General features: G+C 63.5%; 26 protein-coding genes. 25 read left to right on the plus strand and 1 reads right to left on the minus strand.

Going from position 1 to position 19068, the window contains the following annotated elements:
• Positions 1 to 55 precede the first annotated feature (55 nt).
• From IEX64_RS02445 to IEX64_RS02535, 19 genes are all read left to right on the plus strand, one after another.
• Positions 56 to 304, plus strand: coding sequence for an SDR family oxidoreductase (locus IEX64_RS02445; RefSeq protein ID WP_229710027.1), 249 nt, complete (start codon positions 56 to 58; stop codon positions 302 to 304).
• Positions 305 to 341: 37 nt separating this feature from the next.
• Positions 342 to 584 (plus strand): tautomerase family protein, encoded by a 243-nt coding sequence (locus IEX64_RS02450; protein WP_188817918.1) that lies wholly within the window; start codon positions 342 to 344, stop codon positions 582 to 584.
• Positions 585 to 618: 34 nt separating this feature from the next.
• A complete protein-coding gene (locus IEX64_RS02455; RefSeq protein WP_188817920.1) occupies positions 619 to 2013 on the plus strand; it encodes an MFS transporter in 1395 nt (464 codons plus the stop codon).
• A gap of 149 nt (positions 2014 to 2162) precedes the next feature.
• Positions 2163 to 2357 (plus strand): 4Fe-4S dicluster domain-containing protein, encoded by a 195-nt coding sequence (locus IEX64_RS02460; protein ID WP_188817922.1) that lies wholly within the window; start codon positions 2163 to 2165, stop codon positions 2355 to 2357.
• A 24-nt stretch (positions 2358 to 2381) separates the two neighbouring features.
• Positions 2382 to 3233, plus strand: a complete 852-nt coding sequence (locus IEX64_RS02465; protein WP_188817924.1) for a 4Fe4S-binding leucine-rich repeat protein — start codon at positions 2382 to 2384, stop codon at positions 3231 to 3233.
• Positions 3230 to 3448: a putative nitrogen fixation protein NifT gene (gene nifT / locus IEX64_RS02470; RefSeq protein ID WP_188817926.1), complete on the plus strand. Its 219-nt coding sequence runs from the start codon at positions 3230 to 3232 to the stop codon at positions 3446 to 3448. Before IEX64_RS02465 ends, nifT begins: the two co-directional genes overlap by 4 nt.
• 2 nt (positions 3449 to 3450) lie before the next feature.
• Entirely contained in the window at positions 3451 to 4293 is an 843-nt protein-coding gene (locus IEX64_RS02475; protein ID WP_188817928.1) for an SIR2 family protein, read from the plus strand.
• A 281-nt stretch (positions 4294 to 4574) separates the two neighbouring features.
• On the plus strand, positions 4575 to 6137 hold the full coding sequence (gene nifB / locus IEX64_RS02480; RefSeq protein WP_188817930.1) for a nitrogenase cofactor biosynthesis protein NifB: 1563 nt from the start codon (positions 4575 to 4577) through the stop codon (positions 6135 to 6137).
• A 5-nt stretch (positions 6138 to 6142) separates the two neighbouring features.
• Positions 6143 to 6361, plus strand: coding sequence for a 4Fe-4S dicluster domain-containing protein (locus tag IEX64_RS02485; RefSeq protein ID WP_188817932.1), 219 nt, complete (start codon positions 6143 to 6145; stop codon positions 6359 to 6361).
• Positions 6362 to 6374: 13 nt separating this feature from the next.
• The gene (locus tag IEX64_RS02490) at positions 6375 to 6920 is read left to right on the plus strand and encodes a hypothetical protein (RefSeq protein ID WP_188817934.1); all 546 of its coding nucleotides are present in this window, start codon (positions 6375 to 6377) and stop codon (positions 6918 to 6920) included.
• Positions 6913 to 7242 carry a nitrogen fixation protein NifZ gene (locus tag IEX64_RS02495; protein WP_188817936.1) on the plus strand — a complete coding sequence of 110 codons (330 nt, stop codon included), beginning with the start codon at positions 6913 to 6915 and terminating at the stop codon, positions 7240 to 7242. Before IEX64_RS02490 ends, IEX64_RS02495 begins: the two co-directional genes overlap by 8 nt.
• A complete protein-coding gene (locus IEX64_RS02500) occupies positions 7239 to 7490 on the plus strand; it encodes a nitrogen fixation protein NifZ (RefSeq protein ID WP_188817938.1) in 252 nt (83 codons plus the stop codon). Before IEX64_RS02495 ends, IEX64_RS02500 begins: the two co-directional genes overlap by 4 nt.
• A 12-nt stretch (positions 7491 to 7502) precedes the next feature.
• Positions 7503 to 7871 (plus strand): DUF3024 domain-containing protein, encoded by a 369-nt coding sequence (locus IEX64_RS02505; RefSeq protein ID WP_188817940.1) that lies wholly within the window; start codon positions 7503 to 7505, stop codon positions 7869 to 7871.
• Positions 7872 to 7885: 14 nt separating this feature from the next.
• The gene (locus IEX64_RS02510) at positions 7886 to 8161 is read left to right on the plus strand and encodes a DUF6129 family protein (RefSeq protein WP_188817942.1); all 276 of its coding nucleotides are present in this window, start codon (positions 7886 to 7888) and stop codon (positions 8159 to 8161) included.
• Entirely contained in the window at positions 8158 to 9336 is a 1179-nt protein-coding gene (locus tag IEX64_RS02515; protein WP_188817945.1) for a DegT/DnrJ/EryC1/StrS family aminotransferase, read from the plus strand. Before IEX64_RS02510 ends, IEX64_RS02515 begins: the two co-directional genes overlap by 4 nt.
• Before the next feature lie 18 nt (positions 9337 to 9354).
• Entirely contained in the window at positions 9355 to 9636 is a 282-nt protein-coding gene (locus IEX64_RS02520) for a 2Fe-2S iron-sulfur cluster-binding protein (protein WP_188817947.1), read from the plus strand.
• 11 nt (positions 9637 to 9647) lie between these two features.
• The gene (locus IEX64_RS02525; RefSeq protein WP_188817950.1) at positions 9648 to 9908 is read left to right on the plus strand and encodes a BolA family protein; all 261 of its coding nucleotides are present in this window, start codon (positions 9648 to 9650) and stop codon (positions 9906 to 9908) included.
• 3 nt (positions 9909 to 9911) lie between these two features.
• Positions 9912 to 10226 carry a Grx4 family monothiol glutaredoxin gene (gene grxD / locus IEX64_RS02530; protein ID WP_188817952.1) on the plus strand — a complete coding sequence of 105 codons (315 nt, stop codon included), beginning with the start codon at positions 9912 to 9914 and terminating at the stop codon, positions 10224 to 10226.
• A gap of 2 nt (positions 10227 to 10228) precedes the next feature.
• Entirely contained in the window at positions 10229 to 10711 is a 483-nt protein-coding gene (locus IEX64_RS02535) for a TOBE domain-containing protein (protein ID WP_229710028.1), read from the plus strand.
• A 46-nt stretch (positions 10712 to 10757) separates the two neighbouring features.
• Here IEX64_RS02535 and IEX64_RS02540 read toward each other — a convergent pair whose 3' ends face one another.
• Positions 10758 to 11189: a response regulator gene (locus IEX64_RS02540; RefSeq protein ID WP_188817954.1), complete on the minus strand. Its 432-nt coding sequence runs from the start codon at positions 11187 to 11189 to the stop codon at positions 10758 to 10760.
• Between the two features lie 353 nt (positions 11190 to 11542).
• On the opposite strand from IEX64_RS02540, the gene nifH reads away from it, so the two are divergent.
• The 6 genes from nifH to nifX all read left to right on the plus strand — a co-directional run bounded on the left by nifH (position 11543) and on the right by nifX (position 19068).
• A complete protein-coding gene (nifH, locus tag IEX64_RS02545) occupies positions 11543 to 12415 on the plus strand; it encodes a nitrogenase iron protein (protein ID WP_188817956.1) in 873 nt (290 codons plus the stop codon).
• Positions 12416 to 12569: 154 nt separating this feature from the next.
• Complete coding sequence (gene nifD / locus IEX64_RS02550) at positions 12570 to 14072, plus strand: nitrogenase molybdenum-iron protein alpha chain (RefSeq protein ID WP_188817958.1); 1503 nt, start codon at positions 12570 to 12572, stop codon at positions 14070 to 14072.
• Between the two features lie 36 nt (positions 14073 to 14108).
• Positions 14109 to 15668: a nitrogenase molybdenum-iron protein subunit beta gene (nifK, locus tag IEX64_RS02555; protein ID WP_188817960.1), complete on the plus strand. Its 1560-nt coding sequence runs from the start codon at positions 14109 to 14111 to the stop codon at positions 15666 to 15668.
• Positions 15669 to 15809: 141 nt separating this feature from the next.
• A complete protein-coding gene (nifE, locus tag IEX64_RS02560; RefSeq protein ID WP_188817962.1) occupies positions 15810 to 17285 on the plus strand; it encodes a nitrogenase iron-molybdenum cofactor biosynthesis protein NifE in 1476 nt (491 codons plus the stop codon).
• Positions 17286 to 17287: 2 nt separating this feature from the next.
• A complete protein-coding gene (gene nifN / locus IEX64_RS02565) occupies positions 17288 to 18667 on the plus strand; it encodes a nitrogenase iron-molybdenum cofactor biosynthesis protein NifN (RefSeq protein ID WP_188817964.1) in 1380 nt (459 codons plus the stop codon).
• Positions 18664 to 19068, plus strand: a complete 405-nt coding sequence (nifX, locus tag IEX64_RS02570) for a nitrogen fixation protein NifX (RefSeq protein WP_188817966.1) — start codon at positions 18664 to 18666, stop codon at positions 19066 to 19068. The genes nifN and nifX overlap by 4 nt, the downstream gene beginning before the upstream one ends.

Here is a 19068-nt window from a genome sequence, read left to right on the forward strand (position 1 = left end):
CGGGCTCCAGCCAGTTGACGTTTTGCCCTCCTTGAATTGCTGGATGGCATAGTGAGTGACAGCGCCAGTTGCCGTGGCGCCGTGCCAGTTAGCCCGTGCCCCGGGCATCATCGATACACTGATGGTGGCCGAGATGAAGGCACGCGAGACCGCCATCATGGATGAAATGATGCGCGACGTGCCGATCAAGCGGCTGGGCCAGGCCGAGGAAGTCGCCGCTGCCGTTATGTGGCCCAGCAGCCCGGGCGCAAGCTTTGTGGTGGGCCTCGTTCTCCCGGTCGATGACGGATGCGTGGCGCGCTGATCGGCGCGGTCCGTCCCGAGTCTCCGAGGAAAAAGTCATGCCGGATGTCAGTGTGAAAATGCAGGCAGGGCGCAGCGATGCCGATAAGCGGGCGCTGGCCGACAAGATCACGGATGCCATCCGCGATACTCCCGTAGACGGTCCCGGATTGGTCTCGGTGGCGATAGAGAATGTTCCGCCATCGCAATGGATGAGCAGCGTCTACGGCTCCGATCTCCAGAATAACGAGGACGAGGTGTTCGGGCGGTTCGGGCGGCCGAGCTACAGCCCGCTCGCCTGAACCGGATGCAATCCGAGGAGTTTATCGCCCCAAGATGGCCGATCTGCAGAATACCGAAACTCTTGCCGCACCCATGCCTTGCCCCGTCGAAAAGACGGGGGCGGCATTGGCCGTCGTGTCGCTGGCAACGGCGCTCGTCCTTGCCGTGTTCACGATCCCGCTGACGACGCTGGGCACCACGTCGGCTGCGCTCGGGTCGGGGGCAGGTGGGCAGGCCTGGATCTTGAGCGGCATGCCGCTGGGGTGCGCCATCGGGCTGCTGCCCGGGGGAGCCCTTGGAGACGATTATGGCAGGCGGCGGGTGTTCAATGCCGGTCTGGCGGTACTGGCTCTGGCGCTCGGTGCCGGTCTGTTCGTGTCCAGCACGGGCGGGTTGATCGTCTTGCGCGTGCTGCAAGGCGTCGGCGGTGCTGCGGTCATGGCTTGCGGTCTTGGGCTGCTGGCCAAGATATTTCCGGTGCCTGCCGACCGGGCCCACTCTACCGCCATATGGGCGGCGGCTCTGGGCGGCGGTGTCGCTGTCGGTCCGATCTTCGCCGCCTTCGTGGACAGCCTGGCCGGCTGGCGGGCGGTCTATGGTCTGGAAGCGCTGCTGGCCGCTGCGCTCGTTGTCGGCGGCATCTGCTTCCTCCCGGAGTCGAAAGCCGAAAAGGCCCGACCGGTCGACTTCGCGGGAACGCTGACGCTGGGCGTCGGCATGGCCGCGCTGCTGAGCGGCATGACCGAGGCGCGGGCCGATCCCGCACGTCCGCTCGTCGTAGCGCTGCTCGTAGGCGGCGCCGTGCTGCTGTGCTCGTTCGTCGTCATCGAATATCGCAAGCGCCAGCCGATGCTCGATCTATCGCTGTTCCGCCGCGGAGACTTTACGGGAGCGATCCTGGGCGCGTTCTTTTCGGGCACCGGGGTGCTGGCCATCATGTCCTTCGTGCCCACCGTGCTCCATCGGGCTTATGGGACGTCTCCCATTGTCGGCGCCTTCGTTCTCCTCGCCTGGTCGGCGATGACAGCCATCGCCGCGCTGCTGGCGAAGCGCCTGCCGGACTGGGCGACGCCGGACCGGGTGATTGTCGCCGGTCTGCTGGCCTGCGGGGCAGGGCAGGCGGCCACGGGCTTCGCGGGCCCTGACGGCAGCTTTGTGCACTTCCTGCCCGGCATGCTGCTGGCAGGAAGTGCCAACGGCCTGCTCAATGCGGCCCTGGGCCAGCAGGCGATCGACAGCGTGCCGCCGGAAAGGGCCGCGATGGGAAGCGGCGCGAACAATACCGCGCGCTATCTGGGCTCGGCTACAGGCCTGACGTTGGCAGCGGTACTCGTGGCCCATGCCGGGGATGACGTGCTCCACGGCTGGAACGTGGCAGTGATCGTTTCGGCCACGCTCACGCTGCTGGGCGCAGTGGGTGTGATCGCGGCGCAGCGCCTTCGCGGCTGAGGGCCGGCTTTGTCGCCAGTGGGCGAATGTCGACACCTTTGTCGCAGACCCGACAAAGCCTGCGAACATGAAATCGCCGAGTTTCAGCCGTTTAGGGTGCTGGCATGGTTCCTGCTTTGCTTTCGGAAAACGACAGCAGGAGACCATCCATGGCTTACAAGATCATTGCTTCGCAGTGCACCGGGTGCAGTGCCTGCGAGTTCGAGTGCCCCAATGCGGCGATCTCGATGAAGGGCGATACCTTCATCATCGATCCCAACAAGTGCACCGAATGCGAAGGGCAGTACGACCACCCGCAGTGCGACACCGTCTGCCCTGTGCCCAAGACCTGCGTGCCGGCCTGAGCTGCAACGTCCGGGAAGCGGCCGATGACGGACGACGACCTCGGACTAGCGCTGGACTGGAAAGGGCGGCCCATTCGCTGCCGCGAATGCGATCACCAGCAGATCAACGCGATGGGGCTTTGCGCCAAGGGCAAAGCCTGCATCCGGGATCGCCGCGCGCGGCGGGTGGAGCGCTTCTTGAAAGGGAACCCCGATCTTGCCGACCAGTACCTCGATCATCCCTACTTCGAAGTTCGGGCCGGGGCGGCACGTTATGCCAACCTTTTCCGGTTGCCGCCGCTGCTTGCCGATCCGGAACCCGAAGTGCGGGCCATGGCAACGCTCCGGCTTCCTGAAGAGCGGATTCGCCGCATGATCCGGGACGAGGATACCGACGTGCGCATTGCCGCCGCCTCGCGCCTCAAGGGGGCTGATCTGATGCCCGCCGTCAAGGACGATGCCTACATGGTGCGCATTACCGCAGTACGCCGCATGCCGGTGGAAATGCTGCCGCTGGTTCGCCATGATCCCGATCCGGAAGTGCGGGCCTGGGTGGCGCGGCGTATCGACGTGCGCGCGCTGCCGGACATGTGTTTCGATCCCGATCCGCTGGTGCGGCGGCTGGTGGCCGAGCGTCTGCCGCTTGACCAGTTGCGCCTGCTGCTGACGGACAGCGATTTCCGGGTCCGCTTTACCGTCGCAGAGCGTGTCGCCGAGGAGGAACTCGCGCCGCTTCTGGAAGACCCGGAACACGCCATCCGCGACATTGCCCGCGAGCGGATCGGGCAGGTCCCGGCGCTCGCGCATCTTCTCGAAAACGGCCCGGTGACGCCCTTGAGGCTGCTGGAATCCGAACCGTCCCCTGCGGACCCATCGCCCAAGGAGCCCCGTCGATGAAAGTCATGATCCGCCGCGCCGAGGGCGTACTCTCCGCCTATGTTCCCAAGAAGGACCTTGAAGAGCCGATCGTCGAGCTGGAACGCGAGACGATCTGGGGCGGCTGGGCGAAGCTCGCCAACGGCTGGGTGCTCGAAATGCCAGAAATGGCCGAAAACACCCCGCTGCCGATCACGGTCGACGCCCGCAAGCGCGTCGCGGCCGAGGAGGATTGAACATGACGCACGACGTTCTTGAAAATCCGCTGGTGCTGCTCGACGAAGTGCGGGCGGGGCTCCAGGGCGGCACTATGGTGCCCTATCTGGGCCCCGGCATATCGGCCCTGCGGGAGCAGGAAGCGCCCATGGCGCCCGAGGCTCTGGCCGATTTCTTCGCGAGCAAGACCGCACTGCCCAAGCGGGCGCGCGGCAATCCCTGGGCCGCTGCCCAGTACATCGAAAGTTATCGGTTTCGCGACACGGTAACGCTGTGGATGCAGGAGGCCTTCGCCGCGCCGGTTCCGCCGTCGCCCTTCCATCTCTGGCTGGCTGGCCTCTCGCTGCCGCTCATCGTCGATACCTGGTATGCTGGCGAAATGCGTGCGGCTCTAGCCGGGCATTACGATTGGGCCGAAGTGCAGGGCATAACCCGCGCCGGCATTGGCGAGGACCGCTGGTTCCGTTTCTATAATGAAGAGGGCAACGCCATCGATGCGGAGCAGGCGGCCAAGGCCCGGACACTGCTCTACACGCCGCATGGCTGCATTGCGCCGGACGCCAATTTCCTGATTTCGGATGCCGACTATGTTGAGGTCCTCACCGAGATCGACATTCAGACGCCGATCCCCGAGGAAGTCCGCCAGCGCCGCACCGGCATGAGCTTCGTCTTTCTCGGCTGCCATTTCCACGATCAGCTGCTGCGCACTTATGCCCGGCAAGTTAAGAAGCGGTCTTCCGACCGTCATTACGTGGTGGTCGATCCCGAAACGCTGACGCGCAACGAAAGGCGCTTCCTCGACGAACAGGGCATCGTCGCCATCGACATGCCGCTCGGCGAAGCGATCGAGCGCCTGCTTACCTAGTCCCTCGCGACCCGACTTGTGCGACGAGCCTGGAGTGGAACGCCTGCACCGTCTCCCTTGGGAGGCGGTGCTTTTGTATTGGTTGACCGTGTCGTGTCTGTCGCGGTCGCGACAATGAGACAAAGCGCACGGAGAAAACCCGACACGATCTGCTGCATTGCGGCATTGAAAGTCCGGGAAATGCGCCGTTCCCGGTTTTGGCACGGTGTTTGCGATGCAGCATCCATCGTCAAACCGCGGGCGAGCTTCCCGCCGCCGCGCGACACAAACGGGGAGTTTCCATGACCGAAGCCGTGTTCCCGGAAGGACAGTCCAGCCAACCCGCCGTCGATATCGGCGACGTCATGCAGAAGCTAGCCGAGCACAAGGGCTGCGGCACTGAAGGGGGGAGTGGCAAGGCCAGCTGTGGCAGCAGCGCCGGCCCCGCCGACATGGCGCCCGAAATCTGGGAGAAGGTGAAAAACCATCCCTGCTATTCCGAAGAAGCGCACCACCACTATGCCCGCATGCACGTGGCTGTGGCGCCCGCCTGCAATATCCAGTGCAACTATTGCAACCGCAAGTACGATTGCGCCAACGAGAGCCGTCCCGGGGTCGTTTCCGAACGGCTGACGCCCGAGCAGGCCTCAAAGAAGGTGCTGGCCGTCGCATCGACCATTCCGCAGATGACCGTGCTCGGCATTGCCGGCCCGGGCGATCCGCTCGCCAATCCGGGCAAGACTTTCGAGACCTTCCGTCTCATCAGCGAGGTCGCGCCCGACATCAAGCTGTGCCTGTCGACAAATGGCCTCGCGCTGCCCGACTGGGTGGACGAGATCGCGAAGTACAAGGTCGATCACGTCACGATCACGATCAACATGGTCGACCCTGAGATCGGCCAGCACATCTATCCCTGGATCTTCTGGGAGAACAAGCGCCTGCAGGGCTACGAGGCGGCCAAGATCCTGACCGAACGCCAGCTTCTCGGCCTCGAAATGCTCACCGAGCGCGGCATTCTCGCCAAGATCAACTCGGTGATGATCCCGGGCATCAACGACAAGCACCTTGTCGAGGTCAACAAGGCGGTGAAATCGCGCGGGGCCTTCCTGCACAATATCATGCCGCTGATCTCGGCGCCCGAGCACGGCACCGTCTTCGGTCTCAACGGTCAGCGCGGCCCGACCGCGCAGGAGTTGAAGGCGCTGCAGGACGAGTGCGAAGGCGACATGAACATGATGCGTCATTGCCGCCAGTGCCGCGCCGACGCCGTCGGTCTGCTGGGCGAGGATCGCTCGGCCGAGTTCACCACCGACAAGATTATGGCGATGGACGTCGAATATGATGCCAAAGGTCGCAAGGCCTACCAGCAGGCAGTCGAATCCGAACGTCAGGCCAAGGTCGAGGCGAAGAAGAGCGAACTCGACGGTCTGGAAAAGGCCGGTGACAAGAAGCTGCTGGTTGCCGTCGCCACCAAGGGCCACGGCATCATCAACGAACACTTCGGTCACGCCAAGGAGTTCCAGATCTACGAGCTTTCCGCCAAGGGCGCCAAGTTCGTCGGCCACCGCCGCGTCGATCTCTACTGCCAGGGCGGCTATGGTGAGGAAGACGCGCTCGATACGGTCATCACCGCGATCAACGACTGCCATGCCGTCTTCGTCTCGAAGATCGGCGGCTGCCCCAAGGCCGATCTTACCGCCGCCGGTATCGAACCGGTCGACCAGTACGCGCACGAGTTCATCGAGCAATCGGCGCTGGTCTGGTTCAAGGACTATCTGGCCAAGCTTGAGGCGGGCGAGATCGTCCATGTCGACCGCGGCGATGCAGCCATCCGCCAGGGTGCGCTGCTCAGCCAGGCGAGCTGACGGCCATGGCCTTCAAGATTGTCGCCAGCCAGTGCACCAACTGCACCGCCTGCGAGGCGCTCTGCCCCAATGAGGCGATATCGGAGGCGAAGGGCACTTTCGTCATCGATCCCGCCAAGTGCACCGAGTGCATCGGTCACTTCGACGATCCGCAGTGTGTTGCCATCTGTCCCGTGGACAACACCTGCGTGATCGACAGCGCCTATCCCCGGTATCAGGCGTAAGGAGGTCGGGGTGATGGATGGGCCGTTCTTCGAAGGCTTTGGCGGGGCATCGGACGCTGTGGAGCGTTCGATCCTTGCCAGTCCGCTGCTTGGTGGTGGGCTACCGGCAGAGGCACGCGCCCATCTCGACAAGGCGGCCGAGCGCTATGCCATGACCGATGTGGCTGAAACGCACCTGTTTCAGGCCGAGGCTATCGCCCCCGATCACGCCGCCGTGCTGATCGCGCTCTACCGCTTCTACTTCTATAAGGGACGACTGGCCGAAGCGCTCGACGTAGCCCGTGCCTGTGTCGAGAAGGCAATGCGGCTCAATGTGCTGGGCGACGACTGGCGCCGGGTGGCGCCCGAAGACGCGGCTTTCGGTGAATGGGAAGCGCTGTTGCCGCGCTTTTTTCTCTTCAGCCTGAAGGGCTTCGCCTACCTCTCGATGCGGCTCGGCAAGCTCGATCAGGGGCGCGAGGCCGCCGAAAAGCTTCTCGAACTCGACCCGCGCGACCGCATCGGCGCGCAGGTCCTCATCGATGTTCTCGACCGCATGGAGGAGGAAGCCGATGACTAATATCGTGCGCGACAGCGATGTCGTCGAACTCAATGGCCCGCCGGCCTTCCGCTACGGTGAGCGGGTCCGGGCCAAGCGGCTGGTGCGCAACGACGGCACTTATGCCGGCAAGGAAATCGGAGACTTGCTGGTGAAAAAGGGCGAGGAAGGGGTGATCGTCTCGATCGGCACTTTCCTCCAGCAGTTCTACATCTACGGCGTCGAGTTCCTGGAGAGTGGCAACCGCGTCGGCATGAAGCGGCGCGAGCTGCTGCCGGTGTGGGAGAACGAGGAAGAGGACGAACTGCCTTGCGCGCTCCCGGCGAGGAGGGTCGGCGCATGATGGACCTTCGCGAACCCGTTTACGGTTGGGGCGAACGCGTGATTGCCGCCGTCGATCTCGTCAATGACGGCAGCTATCCGGGTGTGGCCGCAGAAGCTGTTCTGGCGGCCACCGGAACACCCGGCGAAATCGTCAATGTCGGCCATCACGCGGATTCCAACACGCCCGTCTATCTCGTCGAGTTCCTTTCGGAATCCGGCAGCCCGCTGGTTGTCGGATGTTTCGAGGAAGAGTTGTTAAGGCCCTGAGGGAGAGCGACAATGTCCATTGCCTCGACCCTTCGCCGCCGCACTGCAGAGCCGATGGTCGCGCGCCAGCCGAACGAGATCGATCTCATGCGCGTCTCGCGCTCGCTCGAAGGGCGTGAACGCTATCGTTACGTGACGCCGACGGTGCTCCCGGTTTCGGACGGCTACCTCGTGCGCAGCCCCTGTTGCTCGCGCAACGTCGACCCCGATGGCGGCGAGATCGACGTGGCGCTGCTGACCTGGGACGAGCGGCGCGGCGAATGGTCGCTGTCCCGCCGCGATCACGCAGCGGAATGCTGGGTAGAGGATGGCCGGTTCGCGCGGCTGGGTGAATTGCTCACGCGTCTCGCGGTCGATCCGGCCCGTCAGTTCTGGCAATGAGGAAGGGCAGAAGCATGGCGATCGAAGCGGAAGACATCGCCCGGATAGACGCGCTGTCGCGCGCATTGAAGGACAGCGTGGAGCCCGCCAGCGTGGCCTATGCGCTGCAACGTCTCGTGCCCGATCTTACGCTGCGCCATTGCGACGCCTCGGACGTGCTGGAAGAGCCGTTTCGCACTGTGGGGGGATGCGACCTCCATCTGCTCGACACCTCGGAACACTGCATCCGCGTGACCGAAGTTCCTGCCGAAGCGACCGGCATCCTTCTGGCGGCAAAGGTGCCGGCATGAGCGCGGAAGTCGTCTCCATCGCCGATGGCGAACCGCTGCAGATCCCGCTCTGCGACCCGGATCTGACGCAGGAGGATCTGGAGGCCGTCAACGTCGTGCTGTGCGGCGACCGGCTGGGTGAGGGCCCCACGGTCGAGACGCTCGAGCGGGCCTTCGCCGATCACTGTGGCCGCGCCAAGGGCATTGCCGTGGCGAGTGCCGCCATGGGCCTGCTTATCGCTTTGACCGCCAAGGGGATCGGCCCCGGCGACGAAGTCATCCTGCCCGCCCACAGCTTCCGCGAGCTGGGCCATGCGGTGTTGCGTACCGGCGCAACGCCCGTTTTCGCCGATATCGACTACTGGTCGGGTTGCCTGTCCGCGATCAAGTCCGCTGCGAAAGTGACCGACAAAACGCGCGCGATCATCGCCGGCAACGCGGCAGGGCATCCCGCCGACTGGCCCGCCTTGCGCGCGCTGGCGGACGAACACAGTCTTTTCCTGATTGAAGATTCGAGCGAGGCTATCGGATCGCGTCACAACGCGGGGATCGTCGGCAGCTTCGGCGATGTCGCACTGTTCGATTTCGCGCAGCCCGGCGTCATCTGCTGCGGTGAAGGGGGCATGATCGTCACCGACGATGCCACGCTGGCGATGACGATGCGCCGCATGCGCGCGCGGACGCTGGGGGACCGTGCTTCGGTGTCCGCCGGCGTCGATGCTCCGTTTGGCGCGCCCATGGGCGAACTGACCGCCGCACTGGCGCTTTCCCAGCTTTCCCGGCTCGATGTACTGCTGGAGCGGCGGCGCGGCGTGCAGGCCATGTACGACGGTTTCATGCAGAGCTTCGAGGGGATCAAGCCGCCTTATGTCTCGCCCGATGTCGAGGCGGTGCACTGGTTCCTCTACGTCGTCCATCTCGGCACGCGCTTCAGCAAGTCCTCACGCGATGCGATCCTTGAGGATCTGCGTACGGAGGCGATCGAGGTCCATGCCTATTCCAGCCCACTGCATCTGCAGCGCGTCTACCGCGAGCGAGGCTGGACGAGGGGCGACCTCTTCGTGACCGAGAAAGTCGCCGACCGCGCGATAGCCTTGCCGTTTCACGCCCATCTCACGCCGGAACAGATCGCCTTCATCGTCGCGCGCCTCAAGGACGCGTCGATCAACAGCGGCGCCGGCGCAGCGATTTACTGACACCCGGAGTACAAGACCATGACTACGCTTACCATCATGCCCGCAGGCCGAACCGTCGATGCGCCCGAAGGGGCGTCGCTTCTCTCGCTCATTGGCGGGGGCGAACCGGCCGACCACGACTGCAGCGATGCCTGCCATGTGTCCGTGCTGGAAGGCCGCAAGGGGCTGTCCAGGATATCGTCTGACGAGAACGGTAAACTCGACATGATCGTCGGCGTCGGATCGAAGTCCCGCATGGCGTGCCATGCCACGATCCTTGGTACCGAGGACGTAACCGTCGAAATCCTGTCCTTCGTCTGAGGAGATCCGCAATGCCGATGGACGCTGCAGAAATCGAAAGCCGCATCATCGCGGCTTTTCCCGATGCCAGGGTGCTGATGGTGGATATGGCCGGAGACGGCGACCACTGGGCCGCGCGTGTCACGTCTGCGGCGTTCGCCGGCAAGAGCCGCATCCAGCAACACAAGATGGTCTATGCCGCGATCGGCTCGGACATGGGCGGCGAACTGCACGCCCTGGCCTTGCAGACTTTCGTTCCCGAAACCGCCGATACTTTCAGCCAAGGAGACTGACTCGTGGCCACTTCAGATCGTATCCGCAAGCTCGTTACAGACAACGAGATCGTCGTCTTCATGAAGGGTGATCCGGCTGCGCCGAAGTGTGGATTTTCCGCCGGTGTGGTCAAGGTTCTCTATGCCGTGGGCCGACCCTACATCGGTGTCGACGTGCTGGAAGATCCCTTCCTGCGCGAGGGCATCAAGGAATACTCCGAGTGGCCGACGCTGCCGCAGGTTTATGTGAACGGCGAGTTCATCGGCGGCTGCGACATCGTGCGCGACATGTATGCCAGTGGTGAACTGCAGGCGCTGTTCGCCGGGGAAAGCGCCTGACCGTGGCGAGCGTCGCACGCCTTGGCGATCCCCCAGGTCTTGCGGGCCAGCGCCGGCTGCGCACGAGTTCGCGCAACATGCTGGATGGTATCGTGACGGCCATCGTCCATGGTCCGGTCAACGCCGAGGTGGGCCTGCTGGTGAACGACTGCATCGTCATCGATGCGCTGGTGACCAACTCTTGCATTGCCGCACTTGACCTGCGCCCCGGCGGACGCGCTGTCGCGCTGATCAACGCCAGTTTCATAACCTTGCTGGCGGACACGCCGGGGCTTCGCCTCTCGGCACGCAACCTGATCGGCGGCACTGTCGTCGAGGTCACCGATAGCGCAGTCGAAAGCGAAGTCGTGATCGACATCGGCGGCGGGCGAGAACTGGCGGCGATCGTCACCGGTTACTCGCGCCGCGAACTCGATCTCGTGCCCGGCGCGCAGACATTGGCCTGCTTCAAGGCATCGCACATCATCCTCGCTGCAGAGGATTGATCGGGACTGGCCCCGTCACGGCCGGGGGGCGCGTGACGGGGTTTTTTCAAAGACCGCCCAGTTGCACCAGAGGCGCGGCGCCGGCGCGGCCCAGAATGGTGTCGACCTTCTGACGCACCGCTTCGATCTTGAGCGGTTTCAGCAGCGCCCCCGCAGCGCCTGCCTTCAGGGCGGCCAGACCCAGCTCTTCGTCTTCCATCCCGGCAACGATCAGGACGCGGGCAGACGGGTAGTTCTTGGCGATTTCGCTGATCACGCCGATCCCGTGCGCCTTGAGGATAGACATGCCCAGGATGAACACGTCCGGCAGCAACCAGTCCTGACCCTTGTCATAAGCCTCGGCGAGACTGCACAGCTCGTGCGTCTCGATCTCGTCATGCAACATGAACTGGAGGGCGGCGCGCGTGATCTCATCTTCGTCGACGACGAAGATGCGGCGCTGGTCTACGGCCTTGGATGTTTCGACACCGATTTGCATGGGCTTCTCCATAGCTTGCGATGTCCACTCACAAGCAAGTCGCGCGCCAATCCTGCTGCGCCGCAAAACCCGTCGCTTTCGGCCCAGAAAAGCCGACGTCGACATGTGTCCTTTGCGACAAACTCGCCCATTTGTCCGCTTTGTCACATGGCCCAACGAGGCTCTACAAGGCTTGGAAAGCGCGGAAATGCTGGTTTTTGCTGCGCCTGCGAGCGTTTGGCACGGGCATTGCAGAACAGCCGGTGCAGCGGCGTTAGACCCGCTGACCCGCCGCAGGAGAACACGGGCGACGGGGAGAGCCGGAAGCGGGTGACCGCTCCGGAGTACCGCGAAGAACAGCTTAGGAGCATGCAATGTCACTTCGTCAAATCGCCTTCTACGGCAAGGGCGGCATCGGCAAGTCCACCACCTCGCAGAATACCCTCGCCGCGCTCGCCGACCTCGGCCAGCGCATCCTCATCGTCGGCTGCGATCCTAAGGCCGACTCCACCCGCCTGATGCTGCACGCCAAGGCCCAGGACACCATCCTTTCGCTCGCCGCCGAAGCCGGCTCGGTCGAGGACCTCGAGCTCGAGGACGTGATGAAGATCGGCTACAAGGACATCCGCTGCGTTGAATCGGGCGGTCCCGAGCCGGGCGTCGGCTGCGCCGGTCGCGGTGTTATCACCTCGATCAACTTCCTCGAGGAAGAAGGCGCCTACGACGACATCGACTACGTCTCCTACGACGTGCTCGGCGACGTCGTCTGCGGCGGCTTCGCCATGCCGATCCGCGAGAACAAGGCTCAGGAAATCTACATCGTCATGTCGGGCGAGATGATGGCCATGTACGCGGCCAACAACATCTCCAAGGGCATTCTCAAGTATGCCAATTCCGGCGGCGTGCGCCTGGGCGGACTCATCTGCAACGAGCGCCAGACCGACAAGGAACTGGAACTGGCAGAATCGCTCGCCGGCAAGCTGGGCACCTCGCTCATCCACTTCGTGCCGCGCGACAACATCGTGCAGCATGCCGAGCTGCGCCGCATGACGGTGATCGAATATGCGCCTGAAAGCAACCAGGCCAACGAGTACCGCGAGCTGGCCCAGAAGATCCACAACAACTCGGGCAACGGCATCATCCCGACCCCGATCACGATGGACGAACTGGAAGACCTGCTCATGGAGCACGGCATCATGTCGGCCGTCGATGAAAACCAGGTCGGCAAGGCTGCCGAAGTCGCCTGAGCCTGATCCGACACAAGGCCCGTCCCCCGCTTCCATGCGGGCGGGGGACGGTTCCCGGATCGAACCGGTCTGACAGAGGCCGGCCCGGCACAAGCAGGTCCGTTGCAAGCAGGCCCGTTATTAGCAGGCCCGTTATTAGCAGGAGTGCATCGAAATGAGTGTCTCGAACCCGACAGACATCGCAGAAGTCAAGGAACGCAACCGGGCGCTGATCCAGGAAGTCCTTGAAGTCTACCCGGCCAAGGCCGCCAAGCGCCGCGCCAAGCATCTCAATGTGTCCGAAGAGGGCAAGAGCGACTGCGGCGTGAAATCCAACATCAAGTCGATCCCGGGCGTCATGACCATCCGCGGCTGTGCCTATGCCGGCTCGAAGGGCGTGGTCTGGGGCCCGATCAAGGACATGATCCACATCAGCCACGGTCCCGTCGGCTGCGGCCAGTACAGCTGGGCTGCCCGCCGCAATTACTACATCGGCACGACCGGCATCGACACTTTCGTGACGATGCAGTTCACCTCCGACTTCCAGGAGAAGGACATCGTCTTCGGCGGCGACAAGAAGCTCGCCAAGATCATCGACGAGATCGAGATGCTCTTCCCGCTGAACAAGGGCATCACCGTGCAGTCGGAATGCCCGATCGGCCTCATCGGTGACGACATCGAAGCCGTCTCCAAGATGAAGAGCAAGGAATACGACGGCAAGACCATCGTTCCGGTTCGGTGCGAGGGCTTTCGCGGCGTTTCGCAGTCGCTCGGCCACCACATCGCCAACGACGCGGTGCGCGACTGGGTCTTCGACAAGGCCGGCGACAAGGAGCCGACGTTCGAACCTTCCCCCTACGACGTGGCCATCATCGGCGACTACAACATCGGCGGCGATGCCTGGTCCTCGCGCATCCTGCTTGAGGAAATGGGGCTTCGCGTGATCGCGCAGTGGTCTGGCGACGGCTCGATCGCAGAACTGGAAGCAACGCCCAAAGCGAAGCTCAACGTCCTGCACTGCTATCGCTCGATGAACTACATCTCGCGCCACATGGAAGAGAAGTACGGTATCCCTTGGGTGGAATACAACTTCTTCGGGCCGAGCAAGATCGAGGAATCGCTGCGCAAGATCGCCAGCTACTTCGACGAGAGCATCCAGGAAAACGCCGAGAAGGTGATCGCCAAGTACAAGGCCCTGACCGAAGCGGTCATTGCCAAGTACAAGCCGCGCCTCGAAGGCAAGACGGTCATGCTCTACGTCGGCGGCCTGCGTCCGCGCCACGTCATCGGCGCTTACGAGGACCTTGGCATGGAAGTCGTCGGCACCGGCTACGAATTCGGCCACAACGACGACTATCAGCGCACCGCCCAGCACTACGTCAAGGACGGCACGTTGATCTACGACGACGTGACCGGCTACGAGTTCGAGAAGTTCGTCGACAAGATCCAGCCTGACCTCGTGGGTTCGGGCATCAAGGAAAAGTACGTCTTCCAGAAGATGGGCGTGCCGTTCCGCCAGATGCACAGCTGGGACTACTCGGGCCCCTACCACGGCTACGACGGCTTCGCGATCTTCGCCCGCGACATGGACATGGCGATCAACTCGCCCGTCTGGTCGATGGCGCCGACGCCCTGGAAGCGGGACGACGGCGACTCCTACGCGATCGCGGCCGAGTGACCGGCTTCACCCCCATATTTCTGACAGGAGGCTCACATGCCCCAGGACGCTAATCAGGTTAAGGACCATTTCGAGCTGTTCCGCGGTGAAGAATACACCGACATGCTCGCGAAGAAGAAGGCCGAGTTCGAGAACCCGCATCCCGCCGAAGAGGTGGACCGGGTCAAGGAATGGGCCAAGACCGAGGAATACAAGGACCTCAATTTCAGCCGCGAGGCGCTGACGATCAACCCGGCCAAGGCCTGCCAGCCGCTGGGTGCCGTCTTCGCCGCGGTGGGCTTCGAAAGCACGCTGCCGTTCGTTCACGGATCGCAGGGCTGCGTTGCCTACTACCGCTCGCACTTCTCGCGCCACTTCAAGGAGCCGACCTCGTGCGTCTCCTCGTCGATGACCGAGGATGCGGCGGTATTCGGCGGGCTCAACAACATGGTCGATGGCCTTGCCAACGCCTACAACATGTACAAGCCCAAGATGATTGCGGTCTCCACCACCTGCATGGCCGAAGTCATCGGGGACGACCTCAACGCCTACATCAAGACCGCGAAGGAAAAGGAATCGCTTCCGCAGGAATTCGATGTTCCCTTCGCCCACACCCCGGCTTTCGTCGGCAGCCACATCACCGGCTACGACAATGCCATGAAGGGCATCCTGGAGCACTTCTGGGATGGCAAGGCCAATACGGTCGATAAGCTGGTGCGCGAGCCCAACGACAAGATCAACTTTCTGGGCGGGTTCGACGGCTATGTAGTCGGCAACCTGCGCGAAGTGAAGCGCATCTTCGACATGATGAAGATCGAATACACGATCCTCGGCGACCAGTCGGACGTCTGGGATACCCCCACCGACGGCGAGTTCCGCATGTACGACGGTGGAACCACGCTGGAGGATGCGGCCAACGCGCTCCACGCCAAGGCGACCGTTTCGATGCAGCAATACTGCACCGAAAAGACGCTGCCTTTCATCGCCAACCACGGGCAGGAAACGGCTGCGTTCAACCACCCGATCGGTGTCGAGGCGACCGACAGCTTCGTTATGGAAGTTGCCCGGCTCGCCGGGGTCGAGATCCCCGATGAACTTGCCAAGGAACGCGGCCGGCTGGTCGACGCCATCGCCGACTCCAACGCCCACATCCACGGCAAGAAGTTCGCGATCTACGGCGATCCGGACCTTGCCTATGGCCTCGCCAAGTTCGTGATGGAACTGGGCGGCGAGCCGGTCGTGGTGCTTGCCACCAACGGCGGCAAGGCCTGGGCGGCGAAGATGCAGGAACTGTTCGACTCCTCGCCGTTCGGCGCGAACTGCAAGGCCTATCCGGGCAAGGACCTGTGGCACATGCGCTCGCTGCTGTTCACCGAGCAGCCGGACTTCCTGATCGGCAACACCTACGGCAAGTACCTTGAGCGCGACACCGGCGTGCCGCTCATCCGGATCGGCTTCCCGATCTTCGACCGGCACCACAAGCACCGCTACCCGGTGTGGGGCTATCAGGGTGGTCTCAACGTCCTCGTGACGATCCTCGACCGGATCTTCGAGCACATGGACGCGACCACCAACGTGCCCAGCAAGACCGACTACAGCTACGACATCATCCGCTGATGTCGCGAGCCCCGCATTTCGTCATTTCCGCGAAGGCGGGAATCCAGAATCCGGCGCTGCTCTACGGACGGCACCGGAACTGGACCCCCGCCTTCGCGGGGGTGACGAAGGGGTGATGGATCGCAACCGGGGAGCCATTCGATGAGCAGCTTGAACCAGACCATCCAGGACGTGTTCAACGAGCCCGGCTGCGGCAAGAACCAGGCGAAGTCGGAAAAGGAACGCAAGAAAGGCTGCACCAAGCAGCTCCAGCCCGGGGGCGCGGCCGGCGGCTGCGCCTTCGACGGGGCGAAGATCGCGCTCCAGCCGATCACCGACGTCGCCCACCTCGTGCATGGTCCCATCGCCTGCGAGGGTAATTCCTGGGACAACCGGGGCGCCAAGAGCTCCGGCTCCAGCCTCTATCGCACCGGCTTCACCACCGACATGACCGAGAACGACATTGTCTTCGGCGGCGAGAAACACCTGTTCAAGGCGATCCGCGAGATCGTCGAGAAATACGCGCCACCCGCAGTCTTCGTTTATCAGACCTGCGTCCCGGCCATGATCGGCGATGACATCGACGCCGTGTGCAAGGCGGCCTCGGCGAAATTCGAAACGCCCTGCATTCCGATCCAGTCACCCGGCTTTGTCGGGCCCAAGAACCTCGGCAACAAGCTGGCGGGCGAGGCGATGCTGAAGCACGTCATCGGCACCGAGGAGCCCGAGCACACGACGCCTTACGACATCAACATCATAGGCGAATACAACCTTGCCGGCGAACTGTGGCAGGTGAAGCCGCTGCTCGACGAGCTTGGCATCCGCATCCTGTCCTGCATCTCCGGCGATGCGAAGTACAAGGAAGTCGCCTGGTCGCACCGTGCCAAGGCTGCGATGATGGTCTGCTCCAAGGCCATGATCAATGTCGCCCGCAAGATGGAGGAGCGCTACGAAATCCCCTTCTTCGAGGGCAGCTTCTACGGCATCGGCGACATGTCCGATTCCTTGCGCGAGATTGCCCGGCTGCTGATCGAGCGCGGCGCCGATCCCGAGCTGATGGACCGCACCGAAGCGGTGATCGCCCGCGAGGAAGCCCGCGCCTGGGCAGCTATCGAGCCTTACCGCGAACGGCTCACCGGCAAGAAGGTGCTGCTCGTGACGGGTGGCGTGAAGAGCTGGTCGGTGGTTGCCGCGCTGCAGGAAGCCGGCATGGAAATCGCCGGCACCTCGATCAAGAAGTCCACCAAGGAGGACAAGGAAAAGATCAAGAAACTTATGGGCGACGATGCCCACATGTTCGACGATCTCACTCCCCGCGAAATGTACCGCAAGCTGAAGACGGCCGAAGCGGACATCATGCTTTCCGGTGGCCGTTCGCAGTTCGTGGCGCTCAAGGCGACGATGCCGTGGATGGACATCAATCAGGAACGCCACGCGGCCTTTGCCGGCTATCACGGCATGGTCGAGATGGTGAAGGAAATCGACCGGACCCTGTCCAACCCCGTCTGGCAGGAAGTCCGCCGTCCGGCACCGTGGGAGAGGGCCGGCGCTGCGTCATGGATGGACCGGGCAATCGACGAAGATAGCCTTCCTGCAACCGCGACTGGTCCCACCGACCAGGGCAAGGAGGCCGCATAACCATGGCGCAGGTCGTGAAATCCACCAAGGCCTGTACGGTCAACTCGCTCAAGATGAGCCAGCCGATCGGCGGCGCGCTTGCCTTCATGGGCATGCGCGGGACGATGCCGCTGCTGCATGGCTCGCAGGGCTGCACCAGTTTCGGTCTCGTGCTTTTCGTCCGCCACTTTCGCGAGGCGATCCCGCTGCAGACGACGGCCATGTCCGAAGTCGCGACGGTGCTGGGCGGGTTCGAGAACGTCGAACAGGCGGTGCTCAACATCGTCAAGAAAACCAATCCCGAACTGATCGGCATCTGCTCGACCGGCGTGACCGAGGTGAAGGGCGACGATCTCAAGGGCTTCGTCAACAGCATCCGCCAACGCCATCCCGAACTGGACGGTATCGCGCTGGTCCAATGCTCGACGCCGGACTTCTCGGGTGCCTTCGAGGATGGCTGGTCGAAGGCCGTCACCGCGATGATCGAGGAATTGGTGCCCGAAGCACCCGCAGCCTCCCGCGATGCGAAGCGCGTCAATGTGCTGCCCGGCTGCCACCTGACGCCGGGTGACATCGACGAACTGCGCGATGTGATCGAGGCGTTCGGGCTGGCGCCGACGTTCCTGCCCGACCTGTCCGGCTCGCTGGACGGACACATTCCCGAGGACTTCACCCCGACCACGCTTGGCGGCACCGGCTGCGAAGAGGCGCGGGGGATGGGCCTTGCCGGCTGGACCATCGCGGTCGGCGAGCAGATGCGAACCCCAGCAGAGGCGCTCGAACGGCTTAGTGGTGTCCCCTACCGGCTGTTCGAGCGTCTCACCGGGCTTGCCGCCTGTGACGAGTTCATGCTGTTCCTGAGCGAGATCTCGGGGCAGCCGGTGCCGCGCAAGTACCGCCGCCAACGCGGGCAATTGGTCGATGCCATGCTCGACGGGCACTTTCACATCGGCGGACGCCGCTTTGCCATCGGGGCCGAGCCCGACCTGCTCTTTGCGCTGGTCTCGACGCTCACCGAGATGGGCGGCCTGGTTGCTTCGGCGGTGACCACGACAACCTCGCCGATCCTTGCCAAGCTGCCGTGCGAGAAAGTGCTGCTCGGCGATCTCGAGGATCTCGAGAGAGGCGCAGCGGACGCCGATGTTCTCGTCACGCACAGCCATGGTCGTCAGGCGGCCGAGCGGCTGCACCTGCCGCACTATCGCATCGGTATTCCGATGTTCGACACGCTGGGCGCGGCGCATCTCGTCACGGTCGGGTATCGCGGCACCCGCGAACTGATCTTCGCCATCGGCAACATGCTGATGAACCGCCACCACGAGCCTTCGCCCGATGACTGGCGCGATGCCTGGCCGGCCGCGTCCCCCGTTTCACCCGAGCCCGCAAAGGAGCTTGTCCCATGAAAGTCGCATTCGCCACGCAGGATCTGGAACGGATCGATGCCCACTTCGGATGGGCCCGAAATCTCGCCATCTACGATCTGACGCCCGAGGGCTGGTCGCTCGACCGGGTCGAGGAGTTCTCCGGTGAACTCAACGAGGACGGCAACGAGGACAAGCTCGAACCCAAGCTCAAGGCGCTGCAGGGCGTAGCGATCCTTGTGGTCGGCGCCATCGGCGGTTCGGGCGCGGCGCGCGTCGTTGCCCAGAACATCCACCCGATGAAGGTGGCCGAACCGGAGCCGATCGAGGGCATGCTCGAAAGGCTGCGGCAGGTGCTCAACGGTACGCCGCCGCCATGGCTGCGGAAAGTCATGGCCAAGTCCGGCGAGCGCGATTTCGATTTCGAAGAAGAGGAAGCGTGA

The organism is Novosphingobium indicum (assembly GCF_014645195.1).
Classification (GTDB): domain Bacteria; phylum Pseudomonadota; class Alphaproteobacteria; order Sphingomonadales; family Sphingomonadaceae; genus Novosphingobium; species Novosphingobium indicum.

Excerpts from the sequence above, each read along its gene's own strand:
- IEX64_RS02450 (WP_188817918.1), top strand. The coding sequence starts at position 342 with ATGCCGGATGTCAGTGTGAAAATGCAGGCAGGGCGCAGCGATGCCGAT.
- IEX64_RS02455 (WP_188817920.1), top strand. The coding sequence starts at position 619 with ATGGCCGATCTGCAGAATACCGAAACTCTTGCCGCACCCATGCCTTGC.
- IEX64_RS02460 (WP_188817922.1), top strand. The coding sequence starts at position 2,163 with ATGGCTTACAAGATCATTGCTTCGCAGTGCACCGGGTGCAGTGCCTGC.
- IEX64_RS02465 (WP_188817924.1), top strand. The coding sequence starts at position 2,382 with ATGACGGACGACGACCTCGGACTAGCGCTGGACTGGAAAGGGCGGCCC.
- nifT (WP_188817926.1), top strand. The coding sequence starts at position 3,230 with ATGAAAGTCATGATCCGCCGCGCCGAGGGCGTACTCTCCGCCTATGTT.
- IEX64_RS02475 (WP_188817928.1), top strand. The coding sequence starts at position 3,451 with ATGACGCACGACGTTCTTGAAAATCCGCTGGTGCTGCTCGACGAAGTG.
- nifB (WP_188817930.1), top strand. The coding sequence starts at position 4,575 with ATGACCGAAGCCGTGTTCCCGGAAGGACAGTCCAGCCAACCCGCCGTC.
- IEX64_RS02485 (WP_188817932.1), top strand. The coding sequence starts at position 6,143 with ATGGCCTTCAAGATTGTCGCCAGCCAGTGCACCAACTGCACCGCCTGC.
- IEX64_RS02490 (WP_188817934.1), top strand. The coding sequence starts at position 6,375 with ATGGATGGGCCGTTCTTCGAAGGCTTTGGCGGGGCATCGGACGCTGTG.
- IEX64_RS02495 (WP_188817936.1), top strand. The coding sequence starts at position 6,913 with ATGACTAATATCGTGCGCGACAGCGATGTCGTCGAACTCAATGGCCCG.
- IEX64_RS02500 (WP_188817938.1), top strand. The coding sequence starts at position 7,239 with ATGATGGACCTTCGCGAACCCGTTTACGGTTGGGGCGAACGCGTGATT.
- IEX64_RS02505 (WP_188817940.1), top strand. The coding sequence starts at position 7,503 with ATGTCCATTGCCTCGACCCTTCGCCGCCGCACTGCAGAGCCGATGGTC.
- IEX64_RS02510 (WP_188817942.1), top strand. The coding sequence starts at position 7,886 with ATGGCGATCGAAGCGGAAGACATCGCCCGGATAGACGCGCTGTCGCGC.
- IEX64_RS02515 (WP_188817945.1), top strand. The coding sequence starts at position 8,158 with ATGAGCGCGGAAGTCGTCTCCATCGCCGATGGCGAACCGCTGCAGATC.
- IEX64_RS02520 (WP_188817947.1), top strand. The coding sequence starts at position 9,355 with ATGACTACGCTTACCATCATGCCCGCAGGCCGAACCGTCGATGCGCCC.
- IEX64_RS02525 (WP_188817950.1), top strand. The coding sequence starts at position 9,648 with ATGCCGATGGACGCTGCAGAAATCGAAAGCCGCATCATCGCGGCTTTT.
- IEX64_RS02540 (WP_188817954.1), bottom strand. The coding sequence starts at position 11,189 with ATGCAAATCGGTGTCGAAACATCCAAGGCCGTAGACCAGCGCCGCATC.
- nifH (WP_188817956.1), top strand. The coding sequence starts at position 11,543 with ATGTCACTTCGTCAAATCGCCTTCTACGGCAAGGGCGGCATCGGCAAG.
- nifD (WP_188817958.1), top strand. The coding sequence starts at position 12,570 with ATGAGTGTCTCGAACCCGACAGACATCGCAGAAGTCAAGGAACGCAAC.
- nifK (WP_188817960.1), top strand. The coding sequence starts at position 14,109 with ATGCCCCAGGACGCTAATCAGGTTAAGGACCATTTCGAGCTGTTCCGC.
- nifE (WP_188817962.1), top strand. The coding sequence starts at position 15,810 with ATGAGCAGCTTGAACCAGACCATCCAGGACGTGTTCAACGAGCCCGGC.
- nifN (WP_188817964.1), top strand. The coding sequence starts at position 17,288 with ATGGCGCAGGTCGTGAAATCCACCAAGGCCTGTACGGTCAACTCGCTC.
- nifX (WP_188817966.1), top strand. The coding sequence starts at position 18,664 with ATGAAAGTCGCATTCGCCACGCAGGATCTGGAACGGATCGATGCCCAC.